Annotated in this window: 11 protein-coding genes; 7 read left to right on the top strand and 4 right to left on the bottom strand. The window is 68.6% G+C overall.

Annotated elements, in window-relative coordinates; genetic code table 11:
* Positions 1–156 precede the first annotated feature (156 nt).
* From AC07XP_RS24320 to AC07XP_RS24300, 5 genes are all read left to right on the top strand, one after another.
* Positions 157–1,704, top strand: coding sequence for an ABC transporter ATP-binding protein (locus AC07XP_RS24320; RefSeq protein WP_495266112.1), 1,548 nt, complete (start codon positions 157–159; stop codon positions 1,702–1,704).
* On the top strand, positions 1,691–2,863 hold the full coding sequence (locus AC07XP_RS24315; protein WP_095744202.1) for an ABC transporter permease: 1,173 nt from the start codon (positions 1,691–1,693) through the stop codon (positions 2,861–2,863). Before AC07XP_RS24320 ends, AC07XP_RS24315 begins: the two co-directional genes overlap by 14 nt.
* Positions 2,864–2,866: 3 nt before the next feature.
* A complete protein-coding gene (locus AC07XP_RS24310) occupies positions 2,867–3,787 on the top strand; it encodes an ABC transporter permease (protein WP_062477512.1) in 921 nt (306 codons plus the stop codon).
* Between the two features lie 52 nt (positions 3,788–3,839).
* Positions 3,840–5,009 carry a BMP family ABC transporter substrate-binding protein gene (locus tag AC07XP_RS24305; RefSeq protein ID WP_062477516.1) on the top strand — a complete coding sequence of 390 codons (1,170 nt, stop codon included), beginning with the start codon at positions 3,840–3,842 and terminating at the stop codon, positions 5,007–5,009.
* 84 nt (positions 5,010–5,093) lie between these two features.
* Positions 5,094–5,471 carry a hypothetical protein gene (locus AC07XP_RS24300; RefSeq protein WP_492686000.1) on the top strand — a complete coding sequence of 126 codons (378 nt, stop codon included), beginning with the start codon at positions 5,094–5,096 and terminating at the stop codon, positions 5,469–5,471.
* A 6-nt stretch (positions 5,472–5,477) separates the two neighbouring features.
* On the opposite strand, the gene AC07XP_RS24295 is transcribed toward AC07XP_RS24300, so the two are convergent.
* From AC07XP_RS24295 to fabA, 3 genes are all read right to left on the bottom strand, one after another.
* The gene (locus AC07XP_RS24295) at positions 5,478–5,870 is read right to left on the bottom strand and encodes a nuclear transport factor 2 family protein (RefSeq protein WP_495266111.1); all 393 of its coding nucleotides are present in this window, start codon (positions 5,868–5,870) and stop codon (positions 5,478–5,480) included.
* A gap of 104 nt (positions 5,871–5,974) precedes the next feature.
* Positions 5,975–7,195: a beta-ketoacyl-ACP synthase I gene (gene fabB / locus AC07XP_RS24290; protein ID WP_369644287.1), complete on the bottom strand. Its 1,221-nt coding sequence runs from the start codon at positions 7,193–7,195 to the stop codon at positions 5,975–5,977.
* A 10-nt stretch (positions 7,196–7,205) separates the two neighbouring features.
* Positions 7,206–7,721, bottom strand: a complete 516-nt coding sequence (fabA, locus tag AC07XP_RS24285; RefSeq protein ID WP_056574156.1) for a 3-hydroxyacyl-[acyl-carrier-protein] dehydratase FabA — start codon at positions 7,719–7,721, stop codon at positions 7,206–7,208.
* 234 nt (positions 7,722–7,955) lie between these two features.
* Between fabA and AC07XP_RS24280 the strand changes: the two genes are divergently transcribed.
* A complete protein-coding gene (locus AC07XP_RS24280; protein WP_307637303.1) occupies positions 7,956–9,023 on the top strand; it encodes an adenosine deaminase in 1,068 nt (355 codons plus the stop codon).
* Here AC07XP_RS24280 and AC07XP_RS24275 read toward each other — a convergent pair.
* The gene (locus AC07XP_RS24275) at positions 8,984–10,297 is read right to left on the bottom strand and encodes an MFS transporter (protein ID WP_495266110.1); all 1,314 of its coding nucleotides are present in this window, start codon (positions 10,295–10,297) and stop codon (positions 8,984–8,986) included. The two genes, AC07XP_RS24280 and AC07XP_RS24275, sit on opposite strands and share 40 nt — an antisense overlap.
* A 106-nt stretch (positions 10,298–10,403) precedes the next feature.
* On the opposite strand from AC07XP_RS24275, the gene AC07XP_RS24270 reads away from it, so the two are divergent.
* Positions 10,404–11,357, top strand: coding sequence for a LysR substrate-binding domain-containing protein (locus tag AC07XP_RS24270; RefSeq protein WP_495266113.1), 954 nt, complete (start codon positions 10,404–10,406; stop codon positions 11,355–11,357).
* The last annotated feature ends 75 nt before the right edge of the window (positions 11,358–11,432 follow it).

Here is an 11,432-nt window from a genome sequence, read left to right as displayed (position 1 = left end):
GCTCCTTGCGTGTGCGCATGCACACGCGGCGTCGCGCGCCTTGATTGGCCCGCCCTGGCAGGCCTTCGCGGCACCAAAACACAGTGTTTACAGGCCCTAAACTTATAGCTGTCCCCGCTTGTTGATGTTGAACGAGACAAACCCACGAAACCCGGCATGACAACCCCCAGACTCCAGCTGGCGCACATCACCAAGCGGTATCCCGCGGTGGTGGCCAACAGCGACATCTCCCTGGCCGTGCAGCCCGGCGAAATCCATGCCGTGCTCGGAGAGAACGGCGCGGGCAAATCGACCCTGATGAAGATCATCTACGGCTCGGTCAAGCCCGACGAAGGCACCGTCACCTTCGACGGCCAGGCGGTCAACCTGCGCAACCCGCAGCAGGCGCGCGCGCTGGGCATCAGCATGGTGTTCCAGCACTTCAGCCTGTTCGACACGCTCACCGTGGCCGAGAACGTCTGGCTGGGCCTGGACAAGTCGCTCGCGCTGGCCGAGGTGGCCCGCAGCATCACGGCCAAGGCCAGCGAATACGGGCTGGACATCGACCCTTCGCGCCCCGTGCACACGCTGTCGGTGGGCGAGATGCAGCGGGTGGAGATCATCCGCGCGCTGCTCACCAACCCCAAGCTGCTGATCCTGGACGAGCCGACCTCGGTGCTCACGCCGCAGGCCGTGATCCGCCTGTTCGGCGTGCTGAACAAGCTGGCCTCGGAAGGCTGCAGCATCCTGTACATCAGCCACAAGCTGCACGAGATCCAGGAGCTGTGCACCGCCTGCACCGTGCTGCGCGGCGGCAAGGTCACGGGCGTTTGCAACCCGCGCAACGAGAGCACCGAATCGCTCTCGCGCCTGATGATCGGCAGCGAGCCGCCGCCGCTGCAGCACCGCCCGCTGCATGCCGGCGCGGTGGCGCTGCGCGTGCAGGGCCTGAAGCTGGCGCGCGAAGACCAGTTCGGCGTCGACCTGGACGGCATCTCCTTCGACGTGCGCGCAGGCGAGGTCGTCGGCATCGCCGGCGTCTCGGGCAACGGCCAGAAGGAACTGCTGTACACGCTCTCGGGCGAGGACGTGCGCGCCGAGCCCGCCATGGTGCGCGTGTTCGACCAGCCGGCCGGCCGGCTGCGCCCGCGCGCGCGGCGTGCGCTGGGCCTGCATTTCGTGCCCGAGGAACGGCTGGGGCGCGGCGCCGTGCCCACGCTGGGCCTGGCGCACAACCTGCTGCTCACGCGCAGCAATGCGGTGGGCAAGGGCGGCTGGATTCGCACCGCCGAGCTCGACAAGCAGGCGCGTTCCATCATCGAACGCTTCAAGGTGAAGGCCGGCGGCCCGGGCGCGGCGGCGCGTTCGCTGTCGGGCGGCAACCTGCAGAAATTCATCGTCGGTCGCGAGATCGACGCCAACCCCAAGCTCTTCATCGTTTCGCAACCCACCTGGGGCGTGGACGTGGGCGCGGCCGCGCTCATCCACGCCGAGATCCTGGCGCTGCGCGATGCCGGCTGCGCCGTGCTCGTGATCAGCGAGGAGCTCGACGAGCTGTTCAACATCTGCGACCGGCTGCACGTGATCGCCAAGGGGCGGCTGTCGCCCTCGATCGACCGCGCGGCGGCCACGCTGCCGCAGATCGGCGAGTGGATGAGCGGCCTGTGGCCGCAGGCGCAGCCCCACCAGAACAACAAGAAGGAGGGCGCGCATGCTCAAGCTTGAACCCCGCCCGGAGCTGTCGCGCTTCTGGAGCTACGGCTCGCCGATCCTGGCGCTGCTGATCACCGTGCTCATCGGCGTGGCGCTGTTCGCCGCGCTGGGCAAGGACCCGGTCAAGGGCCTGCAGGTGTTCTTCTACGAACCGATCAAGAGCGGCTATGCCATCGGCGAGCTGATGGTGAAGGCCACGCCGCTGCTCATCATTGCGCTCGGCCTGGCCGTGTGCTTTCGCTCCAACGTCTGGAACATCGGTGCCGAAGGGCAGTTCGTCTGCGGCGCCATCGCGGCGGGCGGCGTGGCGCTGCTGGCCGACAAGAGCACCGGCAGCTGGATCGTCGTGGCCATTTTGCTGGCGGGCATTCTGGGCGGCATGGTGTGGGCGGGCATCGTCGCGTTCCTGCGCGACAAGTTCAACGCCAACGAAATCCTCGTGAGCCTGATGCTGGTCTACGTGGCCACGCTGATGCTGAGCTACCTGGTCTTCGGGCCCTGGAAAGATCCGCAGGGCTACAACTTCCCGCAGACCAAGACCTTCGAGGCGGTGACGCAGATCCCGCGCCTCATGAAGGGCTCGCGCGTGTCGATCGGGCTGATCATCGCGCTCGTCGGCGCGGGCGCGCTGTGGGTGTTCTTGTTCCGCACGCGCGCGGGCTTCGCGCAGCAGGTCGGCGGGCTGGCGCCGGCGGCGGCGCGCTATGCCGGCTTCTCGGCACGCCGCGCCGTGTGGATCGCGCTGCTCACCTCGGGCGGCGCGGCCGGCCTGGCGGGCGCGCTCGAAGTGGCGGGCCCCATCGGCCAGCTCACGCCCTACGTGCCCGCGGGCTACGGCTTCGCGGCCATCATCGTGGCCTTCGTCGGGCGGCTGCATCCGGTGGGCATGATCTTCTCGGCCATCCTGATGAGCATGTTCTACATCGGCGGCGAACTCGCGCAGTCGCGCCTGGGCCTGCCCAAGTCGCTCACCGGCGTGTTCCAGGGCCTGCTGCTGTTCACGCTGCTGGCCTGCGACACGCTCATCGCCTACCGCATCCGCCGCAAGGCCGGCGCCAAGGCCGCGACGCTGACCACGAGCTCGCTGCAGGTCAGCACGCCGATCACCGCGCCGACCGCGCCCGTCGCGCCAATCGCACCCACCACGCGTGCCACCGAAGGGGGTCTCTGAACCATGGAAAGCTACGCACTCCTCTTGGGCTCGACCCTGAGCGCGGGCACCGTGCTCGCCATCGCGGCGCTGGGCCTGTTGATCAACGAGAAGGCCGGCGTCGTCAACCTCGGCGCCGAGGGCATGATGCTGTGCGCCGCCATCGCGGGCTTCGCGACGGTGGTCATCACGCACAACCCCTGGCTCGGCTTCCTGGCCGGCATGGCGGCCGGCGCGCTGCTCGCGGCCTTCTTCGGCGTGCTCGTGATCTGGCTCAACACCAACCAGTACGCGACGGGGCTCGCGCTGAGCCTGTTCGGCGTCGGCTTCTCGGCCTTCGCGGGCATCAGCTTCGTGCAGGCCAAGCTGCCCGAGAGCACGCCCTTCGCCATTCCCGTGCTGGCCGACATCCCGCTGGCCGGCCCGGCGCTGTTCCGGCACCACCCGATGGTGTACGTGGCCGTGCTGCTGACCATCGGGCTCATCTGGTTCCTGTACCGCACCCGCGCCGGCCTCGTGCTGCGCTCGGTGGGCGAATCGCCCGAGTCGGCGCATGCGCTGGGCTACCCGGTGCGGCGCATCCGCTTCCTGGCGGTGATCGCGGGCGGCGCGCTGTGCGGGCTGGCGGGCGCGTACCTGTCGACCGTGTACACGCCGCTGTGGGTCGAGGGCATGGTCGCCGGCCGCGGCTGGATCGCGCTGGCGCTGACCACGTTCGCCACCTGGCGCCCGGTCCGCGTGCTGCTCGGCGCCTACCTGTTCGGTGGCGTCTCGATGCTGGGCTTCCACCTGCAAAGCAGCGGCGTCGACGTGCCCTCGCAGTTCCTCAGCATGGCCCAGTACATCGCGCCGATCGTGGTGCTGGCGCTGATCTCGCGCAACCCCGCCTTCATCCGCATCAACATGCCGGCATCGATGGGGAAACCGTTCTACCCCGGCTCATAATCGCGTTCTCGTTTTTTTGCCAACCCGTCCTTTTCTTCCGAGGATTTCGACAATGAATGATCTGAACAAGCGTTCCCTTCTCAAGCTCGCCGCCCTCACCGCGGTGGCTTCGGCGGCCCTCATCGGCTGCGGCAAGAAGGAAGAGGCGGCCGCCCCCGCAGCATCGCCGGCACCGGCCCCCGCGGCCGCACCGGCTCCCGCACCGGCGGCCCCGCTGAACATCGCATTCGCCTATGTCGGTCCCGTGGGCGACGGCGGCTGGTCCTTCGCGCACGACAACGCCCGCAAGGCGCTCGAGAAGGAATTCGGCGACAAGATCAAGACCACTTTTGTCGAAAGCGTGCCCGAGTCGGCCGACGCCGAGCGCGTGTTCCGGGACTTCGTGGGCCAGGGCAACAAGCTCATCTTCGGCACCACCTTCGGCTACATGGAGCCGATGCTCAAGGTCGCCAACGACAGCAAGGACGTGAAGTTCGAGCATGCCACCGGCTACAAGACCGCCGAGAACATGCGCACCTACGACAGCCGCACCTACGAAGGCGCGTACATGGCCGGCGTGATCGCAGGTTCGATGACCAAGAGCAACACGCTGGGCGTGGTCGGCTCGGTGCCGATTCCTGAAGTGCTGCGCAACATCAACAGCTTCACGCTGGGCGCGCAGTCGGTCAACCCGAAGATCACGACCAAGGTCGTGTGGGTGAACGAGTGGTTCAGCCCGCCCAAGGAAACCGAAGCCGCCACCGCCCTCATCAACGGCGGCGCCGACGTGCTGTTCCAGAACACCGACTCGCCGGCCGTGCTCAAGACCGCCCAAGAGAAGGGCAAGCGCGCCTTCGGCTGGGACTCCGACATGACCGCCTACGGCCCGAAGGCCCACCTGGGCTCGGCCATCATCAACTGGGCGCCGTACTACATCAAGACCACGCAAGATGCGCTGGACGGCAAGTGGGCCACCGGCCAGACCTGGTGGGGCGTGAAGGAAGGCGCGATCGACATCGTCTCGATCGCCGAAGACGTGCCGGCCGAAGCCAAGGCCAAGGTCGAGGAAATCAAGAAGGGCCTGAAGGACGGCAGCTTCTCGATCTGGAAGGGCCCGATCGTCGGCCAGGACGGCAAGGAGCTGATCGCCAAGGACGCGGTCGCCGACGACAAGTTCCTGTCGGGCGTGAACTTCTACGTCAAGGGCGTCGAAGGCAAGGTGCCGGGCGGCGACAAGAAGTAACCATTGATCGATCGCTTCGGCGATTGCCACGAGAAGGGTCGTCTGCGGACGGCCCTTTTTTCATTCAGGAAAAGGATTCACACCATGAAGCTGCAGAGGGTCATGGCGGCAGGCGCGGCACTGCTGGCCGTGTCGATGTCGTTCGCCGCACCGCCGACGTTCTCGAAGGAAGAGCAGCGCCTGCGCAAGGCCGTGGAGGACGCGGAAATGTGCTTTCACTTCGCTGGCGAATTCAACGGCGATGGGTCGGCACACGACAAGGAAGTGGCGCGCCAGCAGCGCCAGCATTGCGGCAAGGAAGGCCAGCAGCTGGTGCTGCGGGCCTACCGCAAGAACCCGCAGGACACGCGCCTCTACCCGGCGGTGCTGCGGCTGGACGGGCTGATGCCGGGGCTCACGTTGCCCGCGGCCGAGAAGGCCCGGCTGTGCGCCGTGGCCAAGACGGAACTGGCCTGCCCCTGAGTCGGCTTACTGCGCAGCCGCCTGCAGCTGCGCCGCCATCTTCTGATGGATCAGGTTCACCGCCTTCAGCGGCCGCAGCATTACCTTGAACTCGGTGATCTGCCCGTCGGCGTTCCACTTCATCATGTCGACGCCGTTGATGGCGATGCCGTCCAGTTCGAGTTCGAACTCGAGCACGGCGTCGTTCGGGCCCTGGAGCTCGCGCACGTAGCGGAAGCTCTCGTTGAAGAAGACCTGGAAGGCCGCGGCGAGGTACTGCTTGGTGATCGCCTTGCCGACCTGCGGCCGGTGCACCACGGGCGAGAGGAAGACGGCGTCGTCGGCCAGCAGGGCGTCGAGCCCCGCGACGTCGCGTGTCTTGACGAGCCGGTGCCAGGTGGAAAGGGGGTCGATCGCCATGGGTCTCCTCGCGCGGTGGATGGATGGAAGAACGGAAAACCCAGTCTAGCGAAGCGCCTGCGGGCCCGTCGTCGCGGGCGCGACGGGGCCGGCAGGTGGCAGGCTTACGCGCCTTGCCAGCGCTTGAGCACCAGCGTGGCGTTGGTGCCGCCGAAGCCGAAGCTGTTGCTCATCACGGTGTCGACCGTGGCGTTCTCGCGCGTGGCAGTGAGGATGGGCATGTCGGCCACTTCGGGGTCGAGCGCCTCGATGTTGGCCGAGCCGGCCATGAAGTGGCCTTCCATCATCAGCAGGCAGTAGATCGCCTCGTGCACGCCGGCGGCGCCCAGCGAGTGGCCCGACAGGCTCTTGGTGGAGCTGATGGCCGGCGCCTTGTCGCCGAAGACTTCGCGCACGCCCTTCATTTCCATGACGTCGCCGACGGGTGTGGAGGTGCCGTGGGTGTTCAGGTAGTCGATGGGCGTGTCGACGGTCGACAGCGCCATCTGCATGCAGCGCACGGCGCCTTCGCCGCTGGGCGCGACCATGTCGTAGCCGTCGGAGGTGGCGCCGTAGCCGACGATTTCGGCGTAGATTTTTGCGCCGCGTGCCAGTGCGTGGTCGAGCGACTCGACCACGACCATGCCGCCGCCGCCGGCGATGACGAAGCCGTCGCGCTCGGCGTCATAGGCGCGCGAGGCCTTCTCGGGCGTGTCGTTGTACTTGGTGGACAGCGCACCCATGGCGTCGAACAGGAACGACTGGGTCCAGTGTTCTTCCTCGCCGCCGCCGGCGAACACGATGTCCTGCTTGCCCATCTGGATCTGCTCCATGGCGTTGCCGATGCAGTGCGCGCTGGTGGCGCAGGCCGAGGCGATGGAGTAGTTCAGGCCCTTGATCTTGAAGGGCGTGGCCAGGCATGCGGACACGGTGCTGCTCATGGTCCGCGTCACGCGGTAGGGGCCGACGCGCTTGACGCCCTTTTCACGCAGCAGGTCGAGCGCTTCCATCTGGTTCAGCGTGGAGGCGCCGCCCGAGCCGGCGATGAGGCCGGTGCGCGGGTTCGACACCTGCTCCTCGGTCAGGCCGGCATCGGCAATGGCGTCCTTCATGGCCAGGTAGGCGTAGGCCGCGGCGTGGCCGACGAAGCGATAGAGCTTGCGGTCGATGAGGTCTTCGAGGGGAAGGTCGATGGAGCCGGCGACCTGGCTGCGCAGGCCCATTTCGGCGTAGGCCGGCTGGAACCGGATGCCGGGGCGGCTGGCGCGCAGGTTGGCGGAGACGGTCTCCTTGTCGTTGCCCAGGCACGAAACGATGCCCAGACCGGTGATGACGACGCGTCGCATGGCGAAACCCTCAGAAGTTGTCGGTGGAAGTGAACACGCCGACCCGCAGGCCCTCGGCGGTGTAGATCTGGCGGCCGTCGACGCTCACCGAGCCGTCGGCGATGGCCAGGTTCAGCTTGCCCTTGAGCACGCGCTTGATCTGGATGCTGTAGGTGACGAGCTTGGCGGTCGGCAGGACCTGGCCCGTGAACTTCACTTCGCCCGAGCCCAGGGCCCGGCCGCGGCCCGGCAGGCCCTGCCAGCCGAGGAAAAAGCCCACCAGCTGCCACATGGCGTCCAGGCCCAGGCAGCCGGGCATGACCGGGTCGCCTTCGAAGTGGCAGGCGAAAAACCACAGGTCGGGCGTGATGTCGAGTTCGGCCGTGAGTTCGCCCTTGCCGTAGGTACCGCCCTCGGCGCTGATGTGGGTGATGCGGTCCACCATCAGCATGTTCGGGGCGGGCAGCTGTGCGTTGCCGGGGCCGAACAGTTCGCCGCGGCTGCAGCGCAGCAGGTCTTCGCGGGTGAAGGCGTTTTGTAGGGTCATGCGAGTCGATCAAGGACGGCGCCAGGGGCACGAATGCACGCTGCGCGCGGATTGGAGGGAACACGCCCGATGCCGGGCCTGCCGGGGTCCAAGCCTAGCGCATCCGCCATGGCCCGATTTGACCCAGATCAGTTTGGGGGAAATGGGGCTGGCAGCGTATACGTTTTCGGGGATGCCGCGCAGGGTGTCTGCCCTTATGCTGTGCGCGATCACAACGTCGATTTCCCACGCCCCATGACCGATTCCAGCCGCCCCCTCTTCGACCCCAGCTTCGCGCAGCGCATTCCCGCCGAACGCCTGCCCGAGCTGTTGCGCGCCATGCCCAAGGCCGAGCTGCACATGCACATCGAAGGCTCGCTCGAGCCCGAGCTGATCTTCGCGCTCGCGCAGCGAAACGGTGTCTCGATTCCGTATGCCAGCGTGGAAGACCTGCGCAAGGCCTACGCCTTCACCAACCTGCAGACCTTTCTCGACATCTACTACGCCGGCGCCAGCGTGCTGCTCAAGGAGCAGGACTTCTACGACATGGCCTGGGCCTACCTGGAGCGCGCCGCGGCCGACCAGGTGGTGCACACCGAGATGTTCTTCGACCCGCAGACGCACACGGCGCGCGGCGTGTCGATGGAGACGGTGGTCAACGGCCTGCACCGCGCCTGCGTCGATGCGCTGCCGAAGCTGGGCGTGAGCGCCTCGCTCATCCTGTGCTTCCTGCGCCACCTGAGCGAGGAAGAAGCCTTCGAGACGCTCGAGCAGGCGCTGCCGTACCGCGACAAGTTCATCGGCGTGGGGCTCGACTCGAGCGAGGTCGGCCACCCGCCCGAGAAGTTCGCGCGCGTGTTCGCGCGCTGCCGCGAGCTGGGCTTCCACCTCGTCGCGCACGCGGGCGAAGAGGGCCCGCCAGCCTATGTGTGGAGCGCGCTCGACGTGCTGAAGGTCGAGCGCGTCGACCACGGCGTGCAAAGCGCCAAAGACCCGGCGCTGATGAAGCGGCTGGCGCAGGACCGCATTCCGCTCACCGTGTGCCCGCTGTCGAACCTCAAGCTGTGCGTGTTCCCCGACCTGTCGCAGCACAACCTGGGCGCGCTGCTCGACGCGGGGCTGGTCGCCACCGTCAACTCGGACGACCCGGCCTACTTCGGCGGCTACATGAACCAGAACTTCACGCAGACCTTCGCCGCCACCGGCCTGGGCGTGCAGCAGGCCTGGCAGCTCGCGGCCAACAGCTTCGAGGGCAGCTTCATCGACGCGGCCGCCAAGCGCGCCTACGTCGACCGGCTCAACGCCGTCTTCGCGACCTTCTGAGCCAGCTCTGCCGCGCAGGCGCCGGGACCGGCGTTGCGGCGCGGCACGAGCAGCGGCATCGCCACCAGCGCACAGGCGCTGGCCGCCAGCCACACGACCGGCCAACCCTGCAGCGCCAGCAGGTGCGGAATCGAGAAGGGCGTGACGAAGCACAAGAGGAACACGCTGGTGTTCGCCATGCCCAGCGCGGTGCCGGCGCGCGCCGCACCGGCCAGCGTGGCCAGCTCGGTGTACGCCACGCCGTGCCAGGCCGACACGCACACGCCGCTCACGGCCAGCAGCGCGATCAGCGCCAGGCGCAGCGGCGCGGAGGGCGCCTCGGTGCCCGCCGCCATCACCAGCGCGGCCAGGCCCGCGAACAGCACCACACTGAGCGCGCTGCAGGCCCGCAGGTAAGCCGGACGGTTGCGCCGGCGGTCGGTCCAGCGGCCGCTCCACACGCGCATCGCCATCGCGCCCACCTGCACGAAGACCATGGCCGCGGTGATCGTGCCCAGGCCCACGTGGCCGAAGTCGTGCAGGAACACCGTGCCGAAGGACAGCACCGCGAACTGTGGCGCGCACAGGATGCCGATGCCGGCCACGATGCGCCACACGCGCACATCGCGCAGCGGGCCGGTCTTCGGCGCCGACGCTTCCACGTTCGCATGGCGGGGCGCCACGGGCGGCTCGTGCACCCAGGCCCAGCTCATCGCCGCGCTCAGCGCGCACAGCAGCGCCAGCAGACCGTACAGCGCGGCAAAGCCGAAGTGCAGCGCCACGAAGGGCAGCACCAGTGCGCCGATGCCGCCGCCCATCGGCACGGCGGTCTGGCGGATGCTCATGGCCAGGCCGCGCTCGCCGGCGTCGAACCAGGTCATCACCGCGCGCCCGCTGGCGCCGTTCACGCTGCCGCCGAGCAGGCCCACCAGCAGCAGCCCCGCGCCCAGCACGCCGAGGCCCGGCACGTGGCCGGCGCCCGGCGCGGCCCACAGCGCCATCGCGACCAGCGCGATCGCCGTGCTGCCCAGCCCGGCCAGCAGCACGGGGCGGTCGCCCCAGCGGTCGGTCAGCAGGCCCCAGGGCAGCTCGCTCACGGCAATGCCCAGGCCCATGAGGCCGAGCACCAGGCCGAGCGCGGCGTTGTCGAGCTGGTAGCCGGTGCGCATGAGCACTGCGGTCATCGGGATGCCGCTGAAGGCGACCGAGAAGGCCGCGTTGGCGGCCACGCCGGCGGCGAGCACCTTCCAGCGGTGGCGGGGCGACAACGGAGGGGAGGAGGGCGATTGGGTCATGTTGCAGCGCAGTGTCGGCCGCTGCAAAGGTTTTGAAAATCAGAAAATAATGAGCGGATCGTCCTGAAATTCAGGATGATCGAGAAGCCTCATGCAAGGACCCGCGATGACCCAGGTGATGTTCGATCTCGACGTGCTGCGCACCTTCTCCACCGGCATGGCCCTCGGCAGCTACGCGCGCGCGGCTGACAAGCTGGGCCGCTCGACCTCGGCCGTGAGCGCGCAGCTCAAGAAGCTGGAGTCGCAGGCCGGCACCGTGCTGTTCCGCAAGGAGGGCCGCGGCCTGGCGCTCACCGATGCCGGCGAGACGCTGCTGGCCTACGCGCACCGCATGCTCGAGCTCAACGACGAGGCCAGCGCCGCCCTGCGTGGCGCCGACCTGCAGGGCTGGGTGCGGCTGGGCCTGCAGGAAGACTTCGGCGAGACGCTGTTGCCGGCCGTGCTCGGCCGCTTCGCGCGTGCCCATCCCAAGGTGCGCATCGAGGCCTGCGTGGCGCGCAGCGGCGAGCTGCGCGAGCGGCTCGAGCTGGGCCAGCTCGACCTGGCGCTGGCGTGGGACGCGGGCGACCAGCCGCTGTCGCCGCATGCCGAGCGCGTGGCGCGGATGCCGCTGCTGTGGATCGGCCCCACGGCGCCCGAACGCGTCGATGCGCCCTGGTGGACCGAGCGCGAGCACCGCGCGGGCGTTCGCGCGGTCAAGAGCAAGGAGCCGCTGCCGCTCATCATGCTGGACGCCCCGTGCCCGCTGCGCGAGATCGTCATCACCGCGCTCGACCGCGCCGGCCTGCCGTGGCGCCGTGCCTTCGGCAGCGCCAGCCTGGCGGCGCTGTGGGCCGCGACCTCGGCCGGGCTGGGCCTGACCGTGCGCACGCCGTTCGGCTTGCCTGCGCATGTGCGCGCGCTCGACCGCGCGGTGCTCTCGCTGCCGGCGCTGCCGCAGATCTCGCTCGTGCTGTACCGCGCGCAGGACCACGCCGAGGCGCCGGCGAGCCGGCTGGCCACGCTGCTGCTGGAGGCCGTGCGCCAGCATCTGCAGCTCGAGACCGTGCAACCCCGCTGAGCGCAGGCCCTTGCGCGGGCCGCCGCCGCGATGCGTGAGAATCCGCCGCTGGAGACAAGTACAAGAGACAAGACC

This window comes from Variovorax sp. GW531-E2, assembly GCF_059423125.1.
Note: the sequence above shows the minus strand (reverse complement) of the source record. Positions and strands in the feature narration are given on the sequence as shown.